The sequence below is a fragment of the Streptomyces sp. NPDC059740 genome (assembly GCF_042733155.1).
Taxonomy (GTDB): Bacteria; Actinomycetota; Actinomycetes; order Streptomycetales; family Streptomycetaceae; genus Streptomyces.
Genome location: NZ_JBHWGP010000012.1, coordinates 191,323 through 212,655 on the forward strand (window position 1 = coordinate 191,323; position 21,333 = coordinate 212,655).

General features: G+C 71.1%; 19 protein-coding genes. 10 read left to right on the forward strand and 9 right to left on the reverse strand.

Features of this window, described 5'->3' with window-relative positions; translation table 11 throughout:
* Positions 1-24 precede the first annotated feature (24 nt).
* Complete coding sequence (locus ACFV3R_RS17320) at positions 25-1,302, forward strand: alpha/beta hydrolase (RefSeq protein WP_385582769.1); 1,278 nt, start codon at positions 25-27, stop codon at positions 1,300-1,302.
* 242 nt (positions 1,303-1,544) lie between these two features.
* On the forward strand, positions 1,545-2,252 hold the full coding sequence (locus ACFV3R_RS17325) for a TMEM175 family protein (protein WP_385582772.1): 708 nt from the start codon (positions 1,545-1,547) through the stop codon (positions 2,250-2,252).
* 404 nt (positions 2,253-2,656) lie between these two features.
* Here the strand turns inward: ACFV3R_RS17325 and ACFV3R_RS17330 are convergent, their stop codons facing one another.
* Positions 2,657-3,349 carry an SDR family oxidoreductase gene (locus ACFV3R_RS17330; RefSeq protein WP_385582775.1) on the reverse strand — a complete coding sequence of 231 codons (693 nt, stop codon included), beginning with the start codon at positions 3,347-3,349 and terminating at the stop codon, positions 2,657-2,659.
* A 174-nt stretch (positions 3,350-3,523) separates the two neighbouring features.
* On the opposite strand from ACFV3R_RS17330, the gene ACFV3R_RS17335 reads away from it, so the two are divergent.
* Positions 3,524-4,504, forward strand: a complete 981-nt coding sequence (locus ACFV3R_RS17335; RefSeq protein WP_385582779.1) for a helix-turn-helix transcriptional regulator — start codon at positions 3,524-3,526, stop codon at positions 4,502-4,504.
* Here ACFV3R_RS17335 and ACFV3R_RS17340 read toward each other — a convergent pair.
* A complete protein-coding gene (locus ACFV3R_RS17340) occupies positions 4,462-4,635 on the reverse strand; it encodes a helix-turn-helix domain-containing protein (protein WP_385582782.1) in 174 nt (57 codons plus the stop codon). The genes ACFV3R_RS17335 and ACFV3R_RS17340 overlap by 43 nt on opposite strands.
* A gap of 72 nt (positions 4,636-4,707) precedes the next feature.
* Positions 4,708-5,604 carry a LysR family transcriptional regulator gene (locus ACFV3R_RS17345; RefSeq protein ID WP_385582786.1) on the reverse strand — a complete coding sequence of 299 codons (897 nt, stop codon included), beginning with the start codon at positions 5,602-5,604 and terminating at the stop codon, positions 4,708-4,710.
* 106 nt (positions 5,605-5,710) lie between these two features.
* Between ACFV3R_RS17345 and ACFV3R_RS17350 the strand changes: the two genes are divergently transcribed.
* Together ACFV3R_RS17350 and ACFV3R_RS17355 are read left to right on the forward strand one after the other, a co-directional pair.
* Positions 5,711-6,772, forward strand: a complete 1,062-nt coding sequence (locus ACFV3R_RS17350) for a YeiH family protein (protein ID WP_385582789.1) — start codon at positions 5,711-5,713, stop codon at positions 6,770-6,772.
* Positions 6,773-6,854: 82 nt separating this feature from the next.
* Positions 6,855-7,973 carry a diaminopropionate ammonia-lyase gene (locus tag ACFV3R_RS17355; protein ID WP_385582792.1) on the forward strand — a complete coding sequence of 373 codons (1,119 nt, stop codon included), beginning with the start codon at positions 6,855-6,857 and terminating at the stop codon, positions 7,971-7,973.
* Positions 7,974-8,157: 184 nt separating this feature from the next.
* On the opposite strand, the gene ACFV3R_RS17360 is transcribed toward ACFV3R_RS17355, so the two are convergent.
* Positions 8,158-8,799 carry an MBL fold metallo-hydrolase gene (locus tag ACFV3R_RS17360; RefSeq protein ID WP_385582864.1) on the reverse strand — a complete coding sequence of 214 codons (642 nt, stop codon included), beginning with the start codon at positions 8,797-8,799 and terminating at the stop codon, positions 8,158-8,160.
* Between the two features lie 100 nt (positions 8,800-8,899).
* Between ACFV3R_RS17360 and ACFV3R_RS17365 the strand changes: the two genes are divergently transcribed.
* On the forward strand, positions 8,900-9,325 hold the full coding sequence (locus tag ACFV3R_RS17365) for a MarR family winged helix-turn-helix transcriptional regulator (RefSeq protein ID WP_385582795.1): 426 nt from the start codon (positions 8,900-8,902) through the stop codon (positions 9,323-9,325).
* A gap of 289 nt (positions 9,326-9,614) precedes the next feature.
* Here the strand turns inward: ACFV3R_RS17365 and ACFV3R_RS17370 are convergent, their stop codons facing one another.
* From ACFV3R_RS17370 to ACFV3R_RS17380, 3 genes are all read right to left on the reverse strand, one after another.
* On the reverse strand, positions 9,615-12,965 hold the full coding sequence (locus ACFV3R_RS17370; protein WP_385582798.1) for a GH92 family glycosyl hydrolase: 3,351 nt from the start codon (positions 12,963-12,965) through the stop codon (positions 9,615-9,617).
* A gap of 241 nt (positions 12,966-13,206) precedes the next feature.
* Positions 13,207-13,902, reverse strand: a complete 696-nt coding sequence (locus tag ACFV3R_RS17375; RefSeq protein ID WP_385582801.1) for a response regulator — start codon at positions 13,900-13,902, stop codon at positions 13,207-13,209.
* Positions 13,899-15,542 (reverse strand): ATP-binding protein, encoded by a 1,644-nt coding sequence (locus ACFV3R_RS17380; RefSeq protein ID WP_385582804.1) that lies wholly within the window; start codon positions 15,540-15,542, stop codon positions 13,899-13,901. Before ACFV3R_RS17380 ends, ACFV3R_RS17375 begins: the two co-directional genes overlap by 4 nt.
* A gap of 213 nt (positions 15,543-15,755) precedes the next feature.
* On the opposite strand from ACFV3R_RS17380, the gene ACFV3R_RS17385 reads away from it, so the two are divergent.
* Genes ACFV3R_RS17385 through ACFV3R_RS17395 form a run of 3 tightly spaced genes read left to right on the forward strand, consistent with a single transcriptional unit; the run spans position 15,756 to position 18,524 of the window.
* The gene (locus ACFV3R_RS17385) at positions 15,756-16,574 is read left to right on the forward strand and encodes an ABC transporter ATP-binding protein (RefSeq protein ID WP_385582807.1); all 819 of its coding nucleotides are present in this window, start codon (positions 15,756-15,758) and stop codon (positions 16,572-16,574) included.
* On the forward strand, positions 16,564-17,427 hold the full coding sequence (locus ACFV3R_RS17390) for an ABC transporter permease (protein ID WP_385582809.1): 864 nt from the start codon (positions 16,564-16,566) through the stop codon (positions 17,425-17,427). Before ACFV3R_RS17385 ends, ACFV3R_RS17390 begins: the two co-directional genes overlap by 11 nt.
* Positions 17,428-17,468: 41 nt before the next feature.
* A complete protein-coding gene (locus ACFV3R_RS17395) occupies positions 17,469-18,524 on the forward strand; it encodes an ABC transporter substrate-binding protein (RefSeq protein ID WP_385582813.1) in 1,056 nt (351 codons plus the stop codon).
* A gap of 216 nt (positions 18,525-18,740) precedes the next feature.
* Here the strand turns inward: ACFV3R_RS17395 and ACFV3R_RS17400 are convergent, their stop codons facing one another.
* Together ACFV3R_RS17400 and ACFV3R_RS17405 are read right to left on the reverse strand one after the other, a co-directional pair.
* Positions 18,741-19,253 carry an acyl-CoA thioesterase gene (locus ACFV3R_RS17400; protein WP_385582816.1) on the reverse strand — a complete coding sequence of 171 codons (513 nt, stop codon included), beginning with the start codon at positions 19,251-19,253 and terminating at the stop codon, positions 18,741-18,743.
* Between the two features lie 144 nt (positions 19,254-19,397).
* Positions 19,398-20,279, reverse strand: a complete 882-nt coding sequence (locus tag ACFV3R_RS17405; RefSeq protein WP_385582819.1) for an NAD(P)H-binding protein — start codon at positions 20,277-20,279, stop codon at positions 19,398-19,400.
* Between the two features lie 83 nt (positions 20,280-20,362).
* Here ACFV3R_RS17405 and ACFV3R_RS17410 point away from each other — a divergent pair, with 83 nt between their 5' ends.
* Positions 20,363-21,202 (forward strand): helix-turn-helix transcriptional regulator, encoded by an 840-nt coding sequence (locus ACFV3R_RS17410; protein WP_385582822.1) that lies wholly within the window; start codon positions 20,363-20,365, stop codon positions 21,200-21,202.
* The last annotated feature ends 131 nt before the right edge of the window (positions 21,203-21,333 follow it).

Below are 21,333 nucleotides of genomic sequence, written 5' to 3' on the forward strand. Positions count from 1 at the left end.
CTCACGGATGGAGAACAAGACAAGGTGAAGCGACACAAGCGTACGAGGGTTCCGGTCCGCCTGCTCGGCCTGTCGGCGGCGGCGCTGTCCGTGGCCGCAGCCGCCTTCACGTACACCTCCGCGGCGGGCGCCGAGGGAGTGGGCGAGGCGACGGGACGGAGCCCGGTGGCCGCGCCCGGGAGCACGAGGACGGTCCGCTACGACCTGGGCGACGATGCCTGGCACCTGCCGCAGACCGGTCAACCGGTCGAGCTGACCGGCGTGGTGCACTACCCCGCCGACCTGGGCACCGGGCGGCATCCACTGATCATGATGATGCACGGACTGCACGAGACCTGCGCCGATCGGAAGGCGGACGCCGCGCGCACTGCCGCCCAGCGCGACGGTGACGACGCCGCGTACGAGGCCGCAGGCGCCAAGCTGTTCGCCTGGCCGTGCGCACCGGGGACACCTGCCCTGCCCAGTGAGCTGGGATACGACTATCTGGCCCGGACGCTGGCCGCTCAGGGCTTCGTCGTGGTCTCGGTCGGCGCCAACGGCGTCAACGCCTCCTCTGTGACGGGCGATGACAACGCAGCCGCGCGGGCCGACCTCATCAACCGGCATCTGCGCATGTGGCAGGAGCTCAGCTCCGAGGACGCGGGTGAGCTCGCCGGGAGGTTCACCGACCCGGCGACCGGAGCGGCGCGAGGCGTCGGCTTCGCCCACCACGTGGACATGGGCGACGTGGGCATCATGGGGCATTCCAGGGGAGGCGCCGGGGTCACCTGGCAGGCCGCTGACAGCCACCGAGGGCAGTGGCCCGAGGGCGTCGAGGTCAAGGCGGTGGCGGCGTTGGCACCGGCCTACAACGTGATGACGGAGGATATGTCCCGCTACACCATCACCAAGACCCCCTTCGCCTCCTTCCGGGGAACATGCGACGGCCAGGTCGGCAGTGACGCCCTCTGGTTCGCGGCCGACGCGGCCAAGGGGAACCGAAGCGGCTTCTACCGGTTCGCGATCCACGGGGCGAACCACAACTACTTCAACACCCAGTGGTCGCCCCGGAGCCGTCAGGTCGCGGCCTCCGACGACGCCACACCGGTGGAAGGACACCCCGGCCAGTGCACGGACCCCCAGGGTGCGGCGCCTTCCAGGCAGCTGACCGAGCCGCAGCAACGCCAGGTCACCACCACGTACCTCGACGCCTTCTTCCGCCGCTACCTTCTCGGCGACACCGGGCAGGACCAGGTACTGACGGGGGCAAGGCACCCCGACGCGGCCATCACGGAGGTGGACGTCACCGCCACCGCGCCCTGAAAGGCAGCTGTCTGAGGACAGGCTTTCCGTTCGCGCATCGCAGGCCCGCGAGGCCGGGCCCCGGAGAAGCCGCACAGCGGCAAGAACCAGGACTACGGCCGGCAGCGCCGACGGTGAACCTCGCCGACGTCTGGCCTACTTCACAGGCGAGGACCGCGCGGTGCGTCGGGGCGTTCATGACCAGTAGGGACCGGTGGCGCCGGCAGGCGCGGCCGCCATGGCACAAGGAGAGGTGCAGACGTATGGGTGCAGAAGGCGTCATCGAGGAGACCGGAACGGGCGGGGTCGGCCCGGCGCAGTCGTCGGTTGCCGCGGCGGACAGGGGTGAGGGGAGTGGAGGGGGTGTCTCGGGGGAGCGGCTGGTGCTGTTCACCGACGCGGTGACCGCGATCTCCATCACCCTGCTGATCCTGCCGCTGGTCGACCTCGTCCCCGAGGTCGCGTCCGCCCACGAGCGCGCCAGCGAGGTGATCACCGGTCACCTCGACCAGGTCTGGAGCTTCCTGCTCAGCTTCGTGGTGATCGCGAACATCTGGCGGGAGCACCACCGGGCCTTCTCGACGGTGAGGACGGCCACCCGCTCCCTGACGGTGTGGAACATGGGATGGCTGCTGTCGGTCGTCGTGCTGCCCCTGCCGACGGAGATGATCGGCGCCTTCGGCGGTGACCGGTTCGTGGCGGCGTTCTACTACGCGGTGCTCCTGGCCGGCATGGTGTGCCGGCTGGCCATGCTGCACATCCTGAAGAACAACCCCGGCATGGTCGAGGCGGACGGCACGGAGACCCGCGCAAGGACAGCGCGCCTGTACAGCGACAGCTGGATCAACGTGATAGCCGTGGTCGTCGCCTTCGCCCTCGCCCTGGCCGTACCGGTGCTGCAGTACTACACCCTGTTGCTGCTGCTCGTGCCGGGACGGTTGGGCTTCACGGGCCGGCGCAGCACGCGCTGACCACCGGACCGGCCCGGGCCCGGGTATCCGCCTGAGCCCGCGGAGCAGCTGCTCCGCGGCCCGCGGACGCGGCGGCCACGGGACACCCGAGGAGGCCGGGCAGGACACCACCTGCCCGGCCTCACCGCCACCCGGCTCGGTCGCGGTCCGACCGGCACGCTTCCGTGGTCCACCCGGCTGGGACGGACAACTGCCCCCGTCCCAGCCGCAGGTCGCGGTGGTCAGCGGTGATGGGCGAGCCCGTTGCCGGGTCGCCCCATGGGGCGGCATCCTGAACGCGGCTCCGAGCACGCCTGCGCCCACTGGGTCACGGGTCAGGCCGCACCTGGCCGGACCACCCGTGACGCAGACGGGTAAGGAAAGCCCCGAGTGGGTGAGCGGCGTGGTGTGGCGACCGGGCGTGGTCAGGCGGGCTGGCCCATGGGCCGGATGGTCAGGGTGTTGAGGTCGACGCCCGCCGGCTGGTCGAGGGCGAAGCAGACGGCCTCGGCGACGGGCTGGGGAGGCAGGGCGAAGGGGGGAACGCCGGCGCCCTGCCAGAAGGGTGTGTCGATCATGCCGGGGTTGACGAGGGTGACGCCGATGCCGCGCGTCGTGGCGTGCAGACGCAGGTTCTCAGCGAGTCCGGTGGTAGCCCACTTGGTGGCCGAGTAGAGGTTGGCGGGGGAGTTCTTCAGCCCGGCGACGCTGCCGATGAGCACCAACCGTCCGCCACTGTCCTCAAGGTGGGGCAGGGCGGCATGGGCCAGCAGGGCGGGGCCGAGGACGTTGGTGAGGACCATGGGCGCCCACAGCGTCGGGTCGCCGGCTCCGACGGAGTCGCCGGACATGAATCCGGCGTTGGCCACCGCTGCGTCAAGGGCACCGAAACGCGCCACGGTACGGGCCACGGCCGACTCGGTGGCCTGCCAGTCCGCCGCGTCCGCGACCAGGCCCAGCAGACGGTCGGGGTGGCCGGCCTCGTCGAGGAACGCCTTCAGCCTGCTCTCGTTGCGGCCGGTGACGGCCACGCGGTGACCGCGGTCGAGGAGCAACCGCGCGGTGTGGGCGCCGATACCGCTGGTCGCGCCGGTGATCAGTACGGTCCTGCTGGTCATGGTCATGCTCCTGAGGCGTGGACGGGGACGGCGGACTGCGGCCCGTGGTGCGAAAGGCCGCTCAGGTCCGCCGACTTCAGGAAACCGGCGCCGTCAGAGGCGGGGAAGGTCGCGTTTATGGGGGGTACAGACACAACCTCTCTCTGCCGGCCGGACCACGGATACCGTGGGCGGATGGAACCTCCGCCCGGAAACCGCACCGGGAGTCACACGGACAACCGCTCGGACATCCGCGACTTCCTCGTCAGCCGACGCGCCAAACTCGCCCCGGAGCGGGTCGGACTGCCCACCGGCCGGCGACGCCGGGTTCCGGGACTACGCCGAGAGGAGGTCGCAGCCCTCGCCGGCGTGAGCACCGAGTGGTACACGCGGCTGGAGAAAGGCCACATCAGCGGCGTCTCCGAGGGCGTGCTGGAGGCGGTCGCACGGGCGCTGCTCCTCAACGAGGACGAGCGCACCTACCTGCTCGATCTGGCCAGAGCAGCTCGCCCCACCCGCCGCGGGCCGCACCGGCGCAAGGACGTCGAGATCCCGTCCTCCGTCCAGTGGATGGTGGACTCCATGACCATGGCCCCCGCCTTCGTGCGCAGCGGACATCTGGACATCGTCGCGAGCAACGCACTGTGCAGGGCCCTGTACGCACCGATGTTCGACAGCGCTACCACCGGCGACCGCGGCTGCGCCAACTTCCCCCGTTACTTCTTCCTCGACCCTGGCTCCCTCGACTTCTTCGTCGACTGGGAGGAAGGTGCGAGGGCCACGGTCGCAGTGCTCCGCGCCGAAGCCGGACGCGCACCTCACGACCGGTCCCTGCGCGAGCTCGTCGGCGAACTGTCCGCACTGAGCCCCGACTTCCGCACCATGTGGGCCAGTCACGACGTCCGCATCCATCACGAAGGCGTCAAGCGGCTCAACCATCCCGAGGTCGGCGGTCTGGAGATGACCTTCCGCTCCCTGAACCTGCCCCTGCCCCAACGGGCCGTCCACGACCTGACCGTCTACGCGGCCGAGCCGGGCACCCCCTCGGAGGACCGCCTCAGACTCCTCGCCAGTTGGACGGCACCGCAGACCTCTCCTGCCGAGGTGAGTGCAAGGAAGGCTGAGGCAGCGGATCAGAGGGGAGGAGGGGCCGTGGTGCGGAAGCGGGCCCGGTAGACGGTGGGAGAGACGCCGAGGGCGTGCTGGAAGACGCGCCGCATCGTCTCCGACGAGCCGAAGCCGGTCCGCCGCGCGACCTCCTCCACCGAGGCGGTGCCGCAGGACAGCAGGGCCTGCGAGGCCTCCACGCGGACGGCATCGACGGTACTGCCCCGGCGTCATGCCCGTCTCCTGCCGGAAAAGGCGGGCCGGACCGTGCCTCAGCGCTCCCTGGCCACCGCGAGGAGTTCCGCTGCCGGCCCGACGAGCCTGCGACCGCCGCGCCAGACGGCTCGGAGGGTACGGCTCAGGGCCAGGCCGTCCACCGGTACGGAGACCAGCCTGCCGTCCGCGATGTCGGTGCGGACCGCGAGCTCGCTGATGACGGCAGGTCCGGTGGCGGCGATGACGGCGCTGCGCACCGCGGTGGCCGAGCCGAGCTCCAGGAGCGGCCGGGCCGTGCCGGCACCGGCGCGGGAGAGTACCTGGTCCAGCGTCTCCCGGGTGCCGGACCCCGGTTCTCTCACGACCAGAGGCGTCGAGGCGAGTTCGTCGATGGTGAGCGGTCTGCGCCGGCGGGCCCACGGATGTCCGGGGGCCACCACCACGACCAGCCGATCGCTGGCGACCTGACGCGTGGCGAAGCCTGCCGGTGCGCGGGGTGACTCGACGAACCCGATGTCCACGGCGTCGCCGGCCACCAGCGCCACGACCTGCTCGCTGTTGGTGACCTGGAGCCCGACGTACAGCTCCGGCCGCTGCCTGCGCAAGCGCCCGATCCACCCGGGCGCGAGGTGTTCGGCGATGGTCATGCTCGCCGCGAGGCGCAGTTCCGCGTCGCGCCGGGTGCGGAGGGCCTCCGCTGCGACCAGTAGTTCGTCGAGGTCGTCGAGGAGTCGCTGGGACCACCCCACCACCATGTGCCCGGCGTCCGTGAGCTCCGATCCGCGGCGTGAGCGTTCCAGGAGCACCAGCCCCAGATTGCGTTCCAGGGTGGACAGTCGCTTGCTGGCGGCGGGCTGGGACATGCCGAGGCTGGAGGCGGCAGCGCCCAGGCTGCCGTGCCTTCCCACCCTGACGAGAAGCGTCAGGGAGTCGAGATCCGGGGTGCGGGCCATGCCTCGACGTTACGGGACCACCCGCCGCGTGTCATAACCAGAGGGAATGAGGTGGTCGGTATTCGGCGGCTACAGGTCACGCCGGTGAGGCGGCAGAGTCCTTCCCATGAGCAAGGTATGTCTCCACCGGACTTCCCTGACCGTGCTGGCCGGGCCCCTGCGCGATCTCTCCTCGCGTCTTCCCGGACTGGTGGTGTGCGGTGCCGTCGCCGGGGTGGCGACCCTCGTGGGGCAGCAGCTCCCCGTGGTGGGCGGCCCCGTGTCCGGCATCGTCATCGGCGCCCTCCTGGCTGTCGCGACCGGGCCGGGAGAGCGGCTCCGGCCGGGCATCACCACAGCGGGCAGGACGGTGCTCCAGGTGTCCGTCGTGCTGATGGGGGCCAACCTGTCCCTCCGGCAGATCACCCGGGCGGGCACGCAGTCGCTTCCCGTCCTGCTCGGCACGTTCGCCGTGTGCGCGATCGCTGCTTTCCTGCTCGGGCGCCGCCTGCGGATCCCGGACCGTCTGACGACCCTGGTGGGGGTGGGCACCGGCATCTGCGGCGCGTCCGCCATCGCCGCAGTGACCCCGGTCGTCGGCGCCGTCGGGACGGAGGTGGCCTACGCCGTCTCCACCATCTTCGTCTTCAACGTCGCGGCCGTGCTCGTCTTCCCCCTGGTCGGCCACCTCCTCGGCCTCAGCCAGCACGCGTTCGGCCTGTTCGCCGGCACAGCCGTCAACGACATGTCCTCGGTGGTCGCCGCAGCGGCGACGTACGGCACCGCAGCGGGCGCCTGCGCAGTCGTCACCAAGCTCACCCGGACCCTGCTCATCATCCCCGTGAGCCTGGCCCTGTTCGCCCTCGCGCAGCGAAGGGCCCGCCGATCCCACGCGCAGACCACCGGCGGGCAGCCGGTGCGCGTCCGGTCGTTGGTGCCCTGGTTCCTGGTGGGGTTCCTGCTGACGGCCACCGCCAACACCCTCGGACTGGTCCCGCAGGCCGCCCACGGCGCGCTCGGCGGGGTGTCCGCGTTCCTCATCACCATGGCGCTGTCCGCCATCGGGCTCTCCACCGACATCCGCAGCCTGCGGCGCGCCGGCCCGCGCCCGCTGCTCCTGGGCGGCACCCTGTGGCTCGTCGTCTCCGGGACCAGTCTCCTGCTGCAGGCCCTCACCGGTCTGCAATGACCGCCCGGCCGACTCCGGACACCTCGGCGCAGTCCCCTCCGCCCGCTGGACCCGCAACGAGGTAGGGCCGCACCCTGATCACGTGACGGAAGAAGCTGCCCCCCTGCCCACCGCGACGTGGTACGCGCGGCCCGCCGCCCGCGCCTGGACCTGCCCCCCTGTCTGCGCCGAGGTGCGCCACTTCCACGCCTCCCTGCCGCACTACGCCCCCACTCCGCTGGTCGAAGTACCCTCCATAGCCGCTGAGTTGGGTGTCGGGCGGGTGTTCGTCAAGGACGAGTCGCGCCGTCTGGGACTGCCCGCGTTCAAGGCGCTGGGCGCCACCTGGGCGGTGCACCGCACGCTTGCCGAGCGTACGGCGCGCGGGGCGTCGGGCCAGGTCACGCTGGTGACCGCCACCGACGGCAACCACGGCCGGGCCGTGGCCCGCACGGCCCGGCTGCTCGGCCGGCGCGCCCACGTCTTCGTCCCGCAGGGCGTGCATCCGAGTGCCGCCGCGGCCATCGCCGCCGAGCACGCCGAGGTCACCCAGGTCACCGGGGCGTACGACGAGGCCGTGCGCCTGGCGGCCGAGGCGGCTGCGGCACCGGACGCGGTCCTCGTCCAGGACACGGCCTGGCCGGGGTACGAGCAGATCCCCGCCTGGATCGTCGAGGGCTACTCCACCCTCTGCGCCGAGATCGACGAGCAACTGGGGGCCGGAGGAATCGTCGCCGGGCCCGACCTGGTCGCCGTGCCGGTGGGGGTGGGGTCGCTGGCCCAGGCCGTCGTCACCCACTACCGCAGCCGCCCCTCCGGGCGGGCCACGGCGCTGCTGTCGGTGGAGCCGGAGGCTGCGGCCTGCGTCCTGAGAAGCCTCAGCCTCGGTGAGGCCGTCAGCGTCACCACCGGCGAGACCACCATGGCCGGACTGAACTGCGGCACCCCGTCCAGCATCGCCTGGCCTCACCTGAAGAACGGTCTGGATGCCGCTGTCCTCGTGGCTGATGCCGACAGCGCTCGCGCGGCCGGTGACCTCGCGGCGCTCGGTCTCTCCTCGGGCCCCTGCGGGGCCGCCGCCCTGGCCGGCGTCCGCACCGCGCTCACCGGCCCCGGCGCCGACGCACGCCGCACGGCACTCGGGCTCGGCCCGGACCCGGTGGCCGTCCTGCTGAACACCGAGGGCGCGGCAGCCAACCCGCACTCCACCGACGAGCACTGAGGCCCGGCCGCCCGCACCGCCCGGCTCCCTCGGCGCCGCCCCACTCCCGCCGTACGGCCTTCCGGCAACCGGCCAGGACCGACCGCGGCCCCGGGAGGCCCGGCGCAGCCCTGGACGCCCGCCCCGGCGGGTGGCGCGGGAGGGCACCGGGACGGAGGTCGCGTGATCCCGGCGCCACAGGGCCTCAGCCGATGCGTATGCTCGCGCCCGGGGCCGGCCGGTGGTAGCGGGCCGGCACCCCGGGACCCTGCGCGCCCAGGAAGCCTTCGACCATCGCGCTGCCGATGTCGTTGAGGGCGCCGTCGTGCACGGCACAGGCGTTGCGGGGAGCCACCTCGCGCACGTAGTCGATGAGATCGCCGACGGTGGACCAGGGGGCGTGCACGGGCAGCAGCAGGGTGTCGACCGGAGTGCCGGGGACGGTCAGGGCGTCACCGGGGTGGAAGAGGGTCTCGTCCACCAGGAAGCCGATGTTGGGGATGCGGGGGACGTCGGGGTGGATGACCGCGTGCCAGGCCCCGTGGACCCGGATGTCGAAGCCTGCGAGGGAGAAGGCGTCCCCGTCCCCGGTGGTGGCCACCTGCGGGCCGAGACCGTCCAGTTGCTTCGCGACGGAGGGGGTGGTCCGGATGCGCAGGCCCGGGTGCGCCGCGGCTGCCCGGCGCAGCAGCTCCTCCGAGAAGTGGTCGAAGTGCTCGTGGGTGACGAGCACGGCGTCGGCGCCTTCCAGCGCCCTCGGGTCACTCAGGCCGCCCGGGTCGATGACCAGGCGGCGCCCGTCCTTCTCGAGTCGCACACATGCATGGCCGAACTTGGTGAGCTCCATGACCGACACGTCCTCCAGCCTTGACTTGACCACAGTTGCACAGCCTATCTGTACAACTCAACTGTACAACTGTGTTCCGGGGGCCGGTTAGGATGGCTCCATGGATGAGGACGCGCTGGCCGAGGAGTTGCGGCAGTCGGTCGGTGAGCTGGTCCGGGCGGTGCGCGCGGTGGACTCGATGCCTCCCGGCGAGGCTGCGGTCCTCGGGCACCTCGACCGCGGCGGCCCGTTGACCACGGCCGACCTCGCCCGCCTGCGGGGCGTCACCCACCAGTCGGCCGCCAAGTCGGTCAAGGACCTCTCCGCGGCCGGCCTGGTCCGCGGCGAGCAGCACCCCGAGGACGGCCGCAAGCTCCTGCTGCACCTCACCGACGCCGGCCGCGCCCGCCTCCAGCGGGAACGCGCCCGCCGCGCGGGTGCCCTGGGTGCCGCAATCCGCGAGACCTTCGGCCCCGAGGAGCAACGCAGACTGGGCGAGTCCGTCGCCTTGCTGTCCCGTCTGACGGCCCGCCTCACCGGACGCTGACCGCCTCGGGGAGCAACCGCCCGGGGCGGCAACTCCTCCCGGCAAGGGTTCCGGATCGGTCCAGCGCCTGCGCGGCTGCTGCGGCAGTGCCTGACGGGCGTACGGCGCCGGCACGGGTGAAGGCGGCGACACGTGCGCGGCGCGAACGTCCCGCCCGAGTGGCAGCCACCCATCGCCGCCGAGCCGGGAACCGCACCCGCCGCGCGCCGATCAGGGGGAGGCCCGGGCTCGTGGGCCCGGGCCTCCCCCCGATCGCGGTGCCCCCGTGGGGCAGGGGTGAGGACGACGGTCAGCGTTGCAGGGTCATCGCGTAGATCTCGAGGTCGCTGTTGCGCTGCCAGTCGAGTCCTCCGGAGCCCGGGGCGACCCAGGCCGGCACGGACGGTGTCGCCAGGGAGAGGGACCGGATCCGCTTGCCGGGCTCCAGCGGGACGGTCGCCTCGTAGAGCGACGCCCCGGTGGTGGTCTTCCCGGTTCCGGCCTTGAGCTGGTAATCGGTCTTCCAAGCGACGGTGTTGTCAAAATCCTGTGCCTTGTTCGTCCAGCCGGTGAGGGCGAGCGGAACCGTCGCGGTGCTGCCGTCGGTGTAGGTGACGACGGCGGTGGCCGACGCGGCACCGGTACTGCCGTTGTCGGAGGCGCCCACGATGTGGAGGCTGCCGTAGTGGCCGGAGGGCAGGGCGATCGCCTGCCCGGTGGACCTGACGAAGTTGCGGCTGGTGCCGGAGGTCGGAGGTGCCTGGTAGGTCACTTGGCCGAGAGTCACCGGTCCCGGCGCGGGCAGTTGGTCGGCGGCGTAGCTCAGACCGGTGCCGTCGAAGTCCCCCTGGCCCGGTGCGGCGAGCGTGGCGACGCCGTCGGTGTTGTAGGCCTCGTTCAGGTCGACGGCGCACGAGGCGCTCGTCCGGATCGCGCATCGCGCGGAGTGCTGGACGAGGACGGTGACGGTCTTCTCGACCGGAGCCGCTCCGGGGAGCTTCGCGGTGACCGACACCCGGTAGGTGCCTGCTGTGGTTCCGGCCGGCACGGTGATCCGCAGCCGGTCGTCCATCTGGGCGGGGAGCCCGTGCGAGTCGGCCTTCGCCGTCGTGCGGGCCGGCGAGACCGACCACCCCTTGGGGGCCTTCGCGGTCACGGCGACCCGCGCGGTGTGCGCAGTGGTGGCCAGCAGGGTCAGGCCGACCTGCTGCTGCGCGGGGTGGCCCGCCGCGGCCTCCGTGACGACATGGTCGGGTGTGACGTCGGCGCTGAGCCGGCGCTGCGGATCCGGCGTCGTGTCGATCGACGGCGGGGCGTCCTTCGCGTCCGTCGCCCACGGGGTGGGTTCGGTGCTCAGGGCGAAGTCGATGTGTCCGCCGTGGGCGATGTCGGCCTGGTGGACCCATGCCCTGTCCCAGGCCCTGCCGTTCACCGTCGCGGAGGCGACGTAACGGTTGGCCATGCTGGTGCCCGGCGCTGAGATCGTCAGAGTGCCGCCTTGGGTCTTCCCGTAGTCACCGATCCGCACCTGGGCGTAGGGGAACTGCGGAGTGGTGAGGACGTCGAAGTTGCCGCCGCTGGTGGTGGGGTAGAGCCCCAGCGACGACATCACGTACCAGGAGGACATCTCGCCCATGTCGTCGTTGCCGGGGATGCCGCCGGGACTGTTCGTGAACAGGCTCTCCTGCGCCCTGACCACCGTCGCGGTGTTGCCGGGCTGCCCGGTCCACGCGTACAGGTAGGGCGCGATGAGGTTCGGTTCGTTGTTCGGGTTGTACTTCGTGGAGCCGTAGTAGTCGTACGGGTCGCTGACCCAGGCGGTGTGCGCGGTCCCCGCCGGGTCGGTGAGGAGGTCGTCGTAGGCGAAGAACTCGTTCAACCGGCTGGTCGTCGCCTCGCTGCCCCCCAGCATGCCGACGAGCCCCGCCGGGTCCTGGGGCACCATCCACTGGTACTGGCTCGCGTTCTGCTCGTGGAAGGCGTGGTCGCTGGTGACCGGGTCGTACGGGGCCAGCCAGGTACCGTCGGCCGCGGTACGCGGTCGGAACTGCTTGATCCGGGTGTCGAAGACGTTCTTGTACGACTCGCCGCGCCTGGCGAACATCGCGGCGTCCGAGGTGTGGCCCAGCCCCTTGGCCATCAGTGCCAACGAGGCGTCGGCTGCTGCGTACTCCAGCGTGGCCGACGTTCCGTAGTAGCAGTCGTTGTCGTTCGTCCTGGTGGGGCAGCAGGTGCCGCTCGCTCCCTCGTCGCAGTCGGCGCTCGGCTTGATGTTGAGGCCGTAGGGGATGTACCCGCGGGCCGCGTAGTAGGCGGCGCCGGCCCGGCCGTTCTCACGGACGCCGGCGGGCGGCACCTCGGTCGCGTTCGCCCGCAGGAACCCGTAGGCCTCCCGGGCGTCCGCCCCGGTCAGCAGCCCCTTCGACCAGCCCTCGACCAGGAACGGTGTGACCGGGTCGCCGGTCATGATGTTGCCCTCCTGGTCCTCCAGGTACCAGCGCGGCAGTGCGCCGCCCTCCCGGGCCACCGCGAGGATCGACATGTCGACGTCGTGCGCCACCTCGGGAACGAGCATCTCCAGGAGCTGGTTCTGCGTCCGGTAGGTGTCCCACAGGGAGAAGTTGCTGTAGGGGGTGTAGTCGCCGGCGGTGTGGACCTTCTTGTCGGCCCCGACGTAGCGGCCGTCGACGTCGCCGATGATGTTCGGATCGAGCAGCGAGTGGTACAGCGCCGTGTAGTACGCCACCTGCTGGTCGTGCGTACCGCCACCGATCGCGGCCTTGTGCAGCATCGTGTTCCATTGCCCCTTCAGCGCCCGGTGTGCGGCGTCGAAGTCGAATCCGAGCTTCCCCGTCTCCGCCGAGAGGTTCCTCCGGGCGCCGTCGGGTCCGGTGAAGGAGAGCCCCACCTTCGCGACCACGGGGGTGTCGTCCTTCGTCGTGTCGAAGGACACCCACGCTCCGTTGGAGCCCTTGGCGGCCGACTCGCGTGAGCCCGGGCTCCGATCGGTGCCCTTCCAGGTGCCGTACGACGTGAACGGCCGGCTGAGCTCCGCGACGAACCAGGTCTTCTTCGAGTCCTCCACCCACCCCTCGACCGTCCGGTTGCCGACCAGGTGGATCTCCGAACCGGTGACGCCCGCACCGGCGTTGAACAGCACGTTCGCCTGACTGGTCCGTGGGAAGGTGTACTTCTGCCACCCGGTCCGCGCGGTCGCCGTCAGCCCGACGGTCACGCCGTACCGGTCGAGCTTCGTCCGGTAGTAGTCAGGGCCGGTGGTCTCCTTCGCGTGGCTGAAGGCCGATGCGTACTGCGCCGGGTCGGTCGAGCTGACGGCGCCGGTCGTGGGCATCATCGGCAGGTAGTTGAACCGGCACCCGTTGATCGTCGTCTGGCTGAACCCGACGACCGTGTCCGCGGACTCGGTGTCACACCCGGTGCCGCCGGATCTCCTCGTCAGCGGACTCTCCTGCACCAGGCCGAAGGGTGCGCCCGCGGCGGGGAAGTCCAGTCCCTCGTTCTCGGTCCCGATGAAGGGATTGACCAGTTTCGTCAGATCCGCCCCCGCCGGCGGCCGTACGTCGGAGACCGCAGCCGGCTGCGTGGCGGCGCTCGCGCTCACCGGGGCCACGGCCGCGGAGCCCGCGGCAGCGAGGGCCATGCAGAGCACAGCCGCCCCCAGTCGGTCTCTCAGCCGCCGTGCTCTCGAGCCGCTCCGGGTTGGTGCGTATCGCGTTGACTGCATACCGCTCCCGCCGTGTTGCCACCCATGGACATCGTTGTCAGACGCCGCGCGTGAGGCTAGATCGTCTCCTCGACCCCGGCAAGGGTTACTGCGCCGTCACCGAGCTGAGGCGGTCGCCGGGTCGGCCGCCGACTGGCGTGCCTGCAGTGCAGCCGCCTCAACGCGGACCGCTGATGCGGGCGTAGCGGTGCTCCGGGCGTCCGGCGTCGCCGTAGCGCAGGGTCAGCCGTAGGGCGCCCCTTTCCTCCAGGTACCGCAGGTAGCGCTGGGCGGTTGACCGGCTGATGCCGGCCTCGGTGGCGATGTCCTGGGCGGAGAGGGGCCGGTCCGCCGCTCCCACGATGCGCAGGACGAGGTCGACGGTCGGCCCGGACCAGCCTTTGGAGGGGGCCGGCGCCACGTCGGTGACGGCCCTGAGGGCGCCGAAGATCTGGTCCACCTGCCGCTGCCCCGTCGTCGTGCCGTCGCCGACGTCCCGCAGCGTCCGCCGCAGTTCGGCATAGGCACCCAGCTTGGAAAGCAGACCGTCGAAGGTGAACGGCTTGACCAGGTAGTGCAGGATCCCGTTGCGCAGTGCGGCTTCGACCGTCTCGACGTCCTGGGCCGCGGTCACCATGATGACGTCGACCCGGTGGCCCGCCTGACGTAGTCGGCCCACCAGGTCCAGCCCGGTGAGGTCGGGCAGGTAGTGGTCGAGGAGCAGCAGGTCGACGTTGTGCCGCTGGACGTCCGCGAGAGCCTGCGCCGCACTGTGTGCCACGCCCACGGTGCGGAACCCCGGAAGCCGGTCCACGTAGGCCGCGTTGATCTCGGCCACGTGGAAGTCGTCGTCCACCACCAGTACATCGATCACGTCAGCGACTCCTGCCACGGCCTGTCGGCCGCCACCTGCCCGTCGGTGGCGAGGACTTCGGGAAAGGTGACGGTGAAGAGGGCTCCGCCGCCGGCGCGGGAGTCCACCCGGGCATCCCCTCCGTAGCGCTCGACGAGGCTCTTCACCAGTGCCAGTCCGAGACCGCGGTCGCGCCTGCCGGGGGTGTCCCTGGTGCTCCACCCCTCCTCGAAGATGCGGGTACGGAGTTCCGTGGGCACACCTGGTCCGTTGTCGCTGACCCGCACCGTCACCGTGCCTCCCTCGGAGACGATCTCCACCTCGACGGTCGGCTCGGGGACGCGGCCTCCACCGATGGTCTCGACGGCGTTGTCGATGAGGTTGCCCAGCACCGTCACCACGTCTGACGGGTCGATCACTCCGGGTGGCAGCCAGGTGGCCGGGGAAAGCTGCAGCCGCACCCCGCGCTCCGCCGCGACCGCCGACTTGCCGACCAGGAGAGCGGAGACCAGCGGGATGCCGATGCGCTCGGTGAACTCCTCCCGGCTGGACCTGCGTGCGGAGGTCAGTGAGGACACGTAGGACTTGGCGCGTTCGGTCATGTCCAGTTCCAGGAAGCCGAGGACGGTGTGCAGGCGGTTGGCGAACTCGTGCTCCTGGGCCCGCAGGGCCTCCAGCAAGCCCTTGGTGGAGTCGAGTTCCCGCCCGAGGAGCTCCACCTCGGTGCGGTCCCTGAGGGTGATCACCGAGCCGCCGTCGTGCGTGGGCATGCGGTTGGCGATGAGGACCCGGTTGCCGCGTACCGTCAACAGGTCGCGGCCCGCGACCTGACCGCCGATGACGTCGCGGGACCTGCCGGCCGGCAGGACGTCCTGGAGACTCTGCCCCTCGACGCGGTCTCCCAGCGTCAGGAGTCTGGCGGCCTCGTCGTTCACCAGCCGCACCCGGCCTTCCCGGTCCAGCGCGAGGACCCCTTCCCGCACCGCGTGCAGCATGGCGTCCCGCTCTGCCAGCAACGCCGAGATGTCCCCGACCGACACGCCGTGGGTGCGCTTGCGCAGCACGCGGGCGACGATCGAGGCGGCGCAGGCGCCGACGGCCATGGCGGCGCCTGCGTAACGCAGCAGTCCCGGCAGCGCGGCCAGCAGCCGATCGTGGATGCCGGAGTAGGCGATGCCCACCGACACCGCACCGATGACCGTACCCGCCGGTGTGCGCAGCGGCACCTTGGCGCGTGCGGAGACGCCCAGGGTTCCGCGGTCCACCTGGAGGACGATGTTCCCGCGCAGGGCCGCGCTGGGGTCGGTGGAGACCCGGTGGCCCACGCGCCACGCGTCGGTGTGGGACCAGCGCACGCCTCGCCGGTCCATGACCACGACGTAGAGTGCGCCGGTGGCCGCCCTGGTCCGCTCCGCCTGCTGCTGGACAGGGCCGCTCGGCAGGGGCTCGCTGTGCGTCACGCCCCGTTCGATGTCGGGGTCCGCCGCGGTGGTCTGGGCGATGGCAAGCGCCTGGTGCTCGGCCTCGTCGTCCAGCTGGGCGCGGAGCGGCTGGAGGAAGAGGCCGGTCAGGAGCAGCAGTACGCCCGTGGTGATGAGCAGTTGGGCGGCGAGCACCTGGGCGAAGACGCGTCGGGGCCAGCCGAAGTGCAAGCGGGCCACAGCACTCCTGCCGTCGGGGACGATCCCCGGCGGCCACTTGTTCCACCGGGGTGAACGCACCGTAACGGGCGGCATGTGGGGCCGGAAGCCCTGGAGGCGACTGAGTTGCCCGCGGCGTCGGCACAATCGGCAGAACCCACCGCAACGAGCACAATCGCCGGTTGCGGGCGGAAGCTTCCGGGGCCGGGCGCCATCTCCCTAGTGTGCCGCCTCATGAAGAGCCACGCAGGCGGGCAAGCCATTGAGCTCCGCGGAGTGAGCAAGGTCTTCCGCACACCGTCGGGTGTCGCGCACACCGCGGTGCGGGAGCTGGACCTGATCGTCCGACCGGGCGAGTTCGTCGCCGTCGTGGGGCCGACGGGATGCGGCAAGTCGACCACGTTGACGCTCGTCAGCGGTCTGGAGGAACCGACGGAGGGCGAAGTCCTGCTGGGCGGGAAGCCGGTGCGGGGCATCAGTGAACAGGTCGGGTTCGTCTTCCAGCAGGACGCCACCTTTCCCTGGCGGACCGTGCTGTCGAACGTGATGGCCGGGCCGCGTTTCCGAGGGGTCGCGAAGGCCGACGCCCGGGAGCGCGCCCGGGAGTGGCTGGCGAAGGTCGGCCTCAGCGACTTCGAGGACCGGTACCCCCACCAGCTCTCCGGTGGGCAGCGCAAGCGCGTCGCGTTGGCCGCGACCTTCGTCAACGATCCCGCGGTGCTGCTCATGGACGAACCGTTCTCCGCCCTCGACGTGCAGACCCGCGCCCTGATGTCCGACGAACTCCTGCACCTCTGGTCCGGCACCGGCTCGTCGGTGGTGTTCGTGACCCACGACCTCGAGGAGTCCATCGCGCTCGCCGACAGGGTGGTGGTCATGACGGCGGGCCCGGCCACCGTCAAGGAAGTGTTCGAGATCGACCTGCCCAGGCCCCGCACGGTGGAGGAAATCCGTCTCGACGCGCGGTTCGTGGAGATCTACCGCGAGATCTGGTCGTCGCTGGGCGAAGAGGTGCGCATCACGCGTGAGAGGGGAGCCGACCGTGTCGCCTGACACCACCACCGCGCTGTACAGGCCCGTCACCAAGGAACAACGCTCTCAGGAACGCACCCGCCTGGCCCGCCGGCGGCGTGCCCTCGTGCTCGGCACGCGTGCCCTGCTGCTGGTCGGCGTCCTGGGGCTGTGGGAGTGGTTCTCCCGGACGGGGGTCATCGACCCGTTCAACTTCTCGATGCCTTCCCGGATCTGGGAGCAGATCCAGCAGTGGACCCTGCACGGCACGGCGCAGGGATCGTTGGCCGAGCAGATCTGGTACACCCTGTACGAGGCGCTGCTGGGCTGGGTCGCCGGCGTCGTGGTGGGCGTGGTGCTGGGTATCGCGCTGGGGCGGGTGCGCTTTCTCGCGGACGTCATGGGCCCGTACATCAAGGTGCTCAACGCACTTCCCCGCATCGTGCTGGCGCCCATCTTCCTCATCTGGTTCGGGCTCGGGCCCGCATCGAAGATCGCGTCCGCGGTGGTGCTCGTCTTCTTCCCGGTGTTCTTCAACGCCTTCCAGGGAGCGCGGGAGGTGGACCGGCGGCTGATCGACAACGCCCGCGTGCTCGGGGCCCGCGATCGCCAGGTGACCCTGCAGGTGGTGATCCCGGCAGCCACGTCATGGATCTTCACCAGCCTCCACGTGAGCTTCGGCTTCGCCCTGATCGGCGCGATCGTCGGCGAGTACATCGGCGCGACGAAGGGCATCGGTCTGCTCGTCTCCGCCTCCCAGGGCACCTTCAACTCGGCCGGTGTGTACGCCGCGATGGTCATCCTCGCAGTCGTCGCACTCCTGGCGGAGGGGCTCCTCACCTTCCTGGAGCGACGCCTCTTCCGCTGGAAGCCGGCGGCTCCCGACTCCCACTGAACCGGCCCCACCGCCACTGTCCGCGAAGGAGAGAAACCGACATGAAGCGCCACTCACTCACCGTCCGGCTCACCACCACCGCAGCCGCCCTGCTGACCCTCGCCGCCCTCACCGGCTGTGCCGACGAGGTCTCCTCCTCCGACGCGAGCGGCGGCGGCAGTGGGCACGGCGAGAAGGTGAAGATCATGGTGGGTGGGATCGACAAGGTCATCTACCTGCCGGCGATGCTCGCCCAGCGGCTCGGCTACTTCCGGGACGCGGGACTCGACGTGGAGCTGCTGACCGAACCGGCCGGGGTGGACGCCACCACCTCGCTGGTGGCCGGCAACGTCCAGGGCGTCGTGGGGTTCTACGACCACACCCTCGACCTGCAGACGAAGGGCAAACAGGTCGAGTCGGTGGTGCAGTTGGCCCAGACACCGGGCGAGGTGGAGGTCGTCTCCGCGAAGGCAGCCGGGAGCCTCACCTCACCGAAGGACTTCGCCGGCAAGAAGCTCGGGGTCACCGGCCTGGGTTCGTCCACCGACTTCCTGACCAAGTACCTCGCCGTCCACAGCGGGGTGGCGACGGACAAGTTCACCAACGTCGCGGTGGGGGCTGGGCAGACGTTCATCTCCGCGCTGCAGAAGGGGTCCATCCAGGGCGGCATGACCACGGACCCGACCGTCGCCCAGATCCTCGACAAGAAGATCGGGAAGATCCTCGTCGACATGCGCACGCCCGAAGGGTCGAGGAAGGCGCTCGGCGGCCTGTACCCGTCCTCCAGTCTCTACATGAACACGGCCTGGGTGAAGTCCCACAAGGACACCACCCAGAAGCTCGCCGACGCCTTCGTCCGCACCCTGCGCTGGATCTCCCAGCACGACGCGAAGGAGATCGCGGCCAAGATGCCGGCCGACTACGCCCAGGGGGGAGCCGCGCTCTACGCCCAGGCCATCAGCAACACGCTGCCGATGTTCACCAAGGACGGGCGGATGCCCGCGGACGGTCCCGCAACCGTGCAGCGCGTCCTGAAGGCGTTCAATCCGAACCTCCAGAACGCCACCATCGACCTCGGCGGCACCTACACGACGGAGTTCGTGGACAAGGTCAAGTAGGGCCGGAGCCTGCCGGGGCCGGTCGCTGCGGCCCCGGACACCGGCGACGGGGCAGCCGAGCCGTCGGTGTGCGGCGAGCAACGGGTCGCGGGGGTCTCGCCGGTGGGCACCGGGTGGAGCGAGGGGCCGGTCCGGGCGGGACGCCCGCGATCACGCACGGACCGCCTGCTGGGAAGGTGGAAGCGCGGCCGGGGGACGGGCGCCACGAAACCCGGGTCAGTCCGCGCCCAGCAGGCAGGGAGTGGTCGCCAACCGGCGCCAGTGCGAGGCCGGGTCGGGCACGAGGCGACGGGTGGTGAGGTCGAGCAGCCCGAAGACGCTCTCCACCGTGGCGACCAGTGTGCCGTCGGTGCGACGAAGCTCCTGGGTCGCGCGGCCGGTCTTCTTCTCGCCCCCCTCGTACGTGAACGTGCAGGTGACGACGGACTCGTCGCCTGCGCGCAGCTCCCGGTGGAAGTCGATGGTGGTTCTCAGGTTGACGGGGCCCAGCCCGGACCGGGACATCTCCACCGGGTCCACCCCGGCTTCCTGCAGGCAGGCCCACCGCGCGTGGTCGGCGAAGTCCACATAAGCCGAGCCCCGCACATGGCCGTTGGTGTCCAGGTCTGCGTGGCGGACGGTGAGCCGTACGCGGAACGGGCGGTCAGGGGCGCAGCCGGGTCGGGCGTCGGGGGTGGCGTCGCTGGTGGACTCGGTTGTCGGCGCGTGCTCCAGGTTCATGCCGGACATGACCTCCTGTCGGGGGTGGGCGGTTCCCGCAAGCGTCCCGGTGGGCGTCCGAAGCCTCCGCAGGCCGGGCGCTCCGTAGGGCGGCCCCGTTCGCAGCCGGCCCCTGCCGTGCGGGAGCGGCGTCCCGGTACCGGTCCGGGACACTCACGACGCGTCGGTGATCTGGTGTCGGAGGCGGTCGTAGGCCCAGGCGGCGAGGGTGGTCGGGGTGGTGGTCCGGACGGTCCGGCGCTGTTCGGGCACGAAGTCCTCGCGGAGCCCGGTCGACATTCCCAGCACGGCCTCGACCAGTCCGTCGGTCATGCCGGCCTGGCGAAGCTGGGCGCGCATGGCGTCGTCGGTGATCCGTTGGACGTCGATCCGCCGGCCGGTCGCGGCGGTGAGGATCCCGGCGACCTGTTCCCAGGTGAGGTCGGTGGGGCCGTGCACCGCTTGCACGCACCGCCCGGACCAGGCAGGGGAAAGCAGCCGGGCGACGGCCACCTCGGCGATGTCGCGAGGCGCCACCCAGGCCATGGGTTGGTCGAGGGGAAGGACCACCTGGAGGGTGCCCGCTCGCAGGGCGTCGAGTTGCAGTTCCAGGTTGGTGAAGAAGTAACCGCAACGCAGATGCGTGACGTCGACGCCGATACCGTCCAGGGCCGTCTCGGTGTGTGCCAGTCCGTCGATCTCGCCGGCACCGTGACGTTTCTCGGCGCCGACGCTGCTCAGGAAGACGACGCGGCTGATCCGGTTCCGGGTGACGGCGCGGACCACGCTGCGGGTCGCACGGGCGTAGTCGGCGAGGGGGTCCTCACTGCCGGTGGTCGGGTCCACCCAGAACAGTGCGCTGACGTCCTCGGTGGCCGCCGCCACCGCGTCGGCGTCGTACTGGTCGACCTGCACGGCATCCACCTCGTCCTTGATGCCGGGGGCGAGCCGGTCGGGATCGCGCAGCAGGACACGCGGGCGGACGCCGGCGCGGACCAGGCCGGCGACGACGTGGCGGCCGACGTTGCCGGTCGGGGTGGTGACAGCGATCTGCATGTTCCCTCTCCTTCGGTGCGTCGGCCTCAGGTTAGGCGCAGAGGCGGCCTGAACCTGTCCTCCTCTCCTGCGAGGCTGAGGGCATGGACCCGACCCCGACGACCAGAACCCTGACCCTGCTGCAGTCGGGTGGCGAGTGGACGGCCACCGACCTGGCCGCACGCCTCGGTACGAGCGTCCGCACCGCACGGCGCGACATCCAGCGGCTGCGCCGGCTCGGGTACACGGTCGAGGCCCGTCCGGGGCCGGGCAGCGCCTATCGGCTGAGGCCGGGGGGCAGGCTTCCGCCGTTGCTGTTCACCGCCGACGAGATCACCGCGCTGGTGGCCGGCCTGCACCTGATCCGTGCCTGGCTCCCCGAGGAGGAGGTCACGGCGAGCGCCCTGCTCAAGCTCGACCAAGTCCTGCCCCGCCCCCTGCGTCGCCGCGCAGCCGCGATCGACCTCGCCACCGAGGTGCTGCAGCAGCCCGGCGCCGTGGTCACGGCAGCGACCGTCGGCGTGATAGCCGACGCAGTGGCCGAGGACGGCAGGCTCCGGTTCCGTTACCTCGACCGGCACGGCCGGCCTTCCACCCGTCTGGTCGAGCCGTACCGCCACTTCCTCCGCGCCGGTCACTGGTACCTCGTGGCGTTCGACGTCGAACGGGACGACTGGCGCACCTTCCGCCTCGACCGGATCACCGACATCTCGCCGGTGGCCGGTACCCACCGGCCCCGCACATTTCCCTACACCTCCATCGAACGCTGGTTGACCAGCGACTTCGGCCGAGTCCCTGGAACGGGGACCGGGCCCGAGCGGCGGAGTCCGCCGGTGACGCGGCCGGGCGCTGCCGCTTCCGTTGCCTGCCGGGAAGACGGGCCACTGCCCGAACCCGCCTCCCGTGACAGCCACCCCCCTGCCGAGCGGGCCGATGTGCGGTAGGAACCTTGCCCGGGTACCGCCTTTCCGAGGAGTCGCCTCATGCGCAGAGGGCTCAGAGCAGTTCTGTGGGGGGTTCTGGGTGTCTGTTCCGTGTTCAGCATCTATGTGATCGTCTGCTGTGGTCTGGCCTT

Bases quoted from the DNA above. Each gene is read 5' to 3' on its own strand.
- ACFV3R_RS17325 (WP_385582772.1), top strand. From the start codon at position 1,545: ATGGGTGCAGAAGGCGTCATCGAGGAGACCGGAACGGGCGGGGTCGGC.
- ACFV3R_RS17330 (WP_385582775.1), bottom strand. From the start codon at position 3,349: ATGACCAGCAGGACCGTACTGATCACCGGCGCGACCAGCGGTATCGGC.
- ACFV3R_RS17335 (WP_385582779.1), top strand. From the start codon at position 3,524: ATGGAACCTCCGCCCGGAAACCGCACCGGGAGTCACACGGACAACCGC.
- ACFV3R_RS17345 (WP_385582786.1), bottom strand. From the start codon at position 5,604: ATGGCCCGCACCCCGGATCTCGACTCCCTGACGCTTCTCGTCAGGGTG.
- ACFV3R_RS17350 (WP_385582789.1), top strand. From the start codon at position 5,711: ATGAGCAAGGTATGTCTCCACCGGACTTCCCTGACCGTGCTGGCCGGG.
- ACFV3R_RS17360 (WP_385582864.1), bottom strand. From the start codon at position 8,799: ATGGAGCTCACCAAGTTCGGCCATGCATGTGTGCGACTCGAGAAGGAC.
- ACFV3R_RS17365 (WP_385582795.1), top strand. From the start codon at position 8,900: ATGGATGAGGACGCGCTGGCCGAGGAGTTGCGGCAGTCGGTCGGTGAG.
- ACFV3R_RS17370 (WP_385582798.1), bottom strand. From the start codon at position 12,965: ATGGCCCTCGCTGCCGCGGGCTCCGCGGCCGTGGCCCCGGTGAGCGCG.
- ACFV3R_RS17385 (WP_385582807.1), top strand. From the start codon at position 15,756: ATGAAGAGCCACGCAGGCGGGCAAGCCATTGAGCTCCGCGGAGTGAGC.
- ACFV3R_RS17395 (WP_385582813.1), top strand. From the start codon at position 17,469: ATGAAGCGCCACTCACTCACCGTCCGGCTCACCACCACCGCAGCCGCC.
- ACFV3R_RS17400 (WP_385582816.1), bottom strand. From the start codon at position 19,253: ATGTCCGGCATGAACCTGGAGCACGCGCCGACAACCGAGTCCACCAGC.
- ACFV3R_RS17405 (WP_385582819.1), bottom strand. From the start codon at position 20,279: ATGCAGATCGCTGTCACCACCCCGACCGGCAACGTCGGCCGCCACGTC.
- ACFV3R_RS17410 (WP_385582822.1), top strand. From the start codon at position 20,363: ATGGACCCGACCCCGACGACCAGAACCCTGACCCTGCTGCAGTCGGGT.